Here is a 711-nt window from a genome sequence, read left to right as displayed (position 1 = left end):
CAGGAAAGTCCGGCCTGCCGCATGGCTTCGCGCGCTGCAAGCACGGCGAGCAAGCTGAAGCGGGCCATGGAGACGAGCTGCTTGCGATCGATGTCGTGCTGGGGCAGCGCCTTGATCTCAGCGCCGGTCATGCCCTCCAGGTCATGAAGCTCGGAATTGGCGATCGGGCCGATGGCGGAGCGGCCTTCGCGCATCTCTTTCCACATAGAGGCGGCGTCGGTGCCCAGTCCGCACAGGCCGCCCACTCCGGTGATAACGACGCGCCTGTCCATTCAAGCCTCCTTCGCAAGCAAGCCGCGGACGGCTTCCACGACGTCGCCGACATTCTTGAGATTGGACCAGGCATCGGCCGTGTTCATGTCGATCTTGATGCCGTAGGCCTGCTCCACATCCCAGAGGACGTCCGCCAAACCCAGCGAATCAAACCCGAGCGCGTCCAGTTCCGTGGCGATTGTTATCTCGCCGACGAATGACGTAGGCATTCCCTCACCGCTCTCCGACTCGGCGCGTTTCTTGATCAGGGCAATGACGTCCGTTGCGAATTGATCGGCCATTCTGTTTCCTGTCTTTCTTTCCCGCGTTTCGACCTGGACGCGGCTCAGTTCCTGAGGCGCGCCGCGTCGCGAAAGCCATCACGCTTGGGCAACTGACAAAGCCCAATGCTCATAAAGCCGGATCAGGTCCGGCCGGTGTGTGGCGTAGGTGCAGTAT

Annotated in this window: 2 protein-coding genes; both read right to left on the bottom strand. The window is 61.6% G+C overall.

What is annotated here, in order from left to right; genetic code table 11:
* Positions 1–272: beta-ketoacyl synthase N-terminal-like domain-containing protein (locus EOB80_RS34300; RefSeq protein ID WP_281058166.1), on the bottom strand; the 272-nt coding region annotated here is incomplete at its 3' end.
* Positions 273–554 carry an acyl carrier protein gene (locus tag EOB80_RS34295; RefSeq protein ID WP_126057635.1) on the bottom strand — a complete coding sequence of 94 codons (282 nt, stop codon included), beginning with the start codon at positions 552–554 and terminating at the stop codon, positions 273–275.
* Between the last annotated feature and the right edge of the window lie 157 nt (positions 555–711).

It is taken from the genome of Mesorhizobium sp. M7A.F.Ca.MR.245.00.0.0 (assembly GCF_003997415.1).
GTDB lineage: Bacteria > Pseudomonadota > Alphaproteobacteria > Rhizobiales > Rhizobiaceae > Mesorhizobium.
The sequence above is the reverse complement of the archived record's forward strand: the minus strand, read 5'-3'. Positions and strand labels throughout refer to the sequence as shown.

What these genes read in the sequence shown, in the direction of transcription:
- EOB80_RS34295 (WP_126057635.1), bottom strand. Translation starts at nt 554, where the DNA reads ATGGCCGATCAATTCGCAACGGACGTCATTGCCCTGATCAAGAAACGC.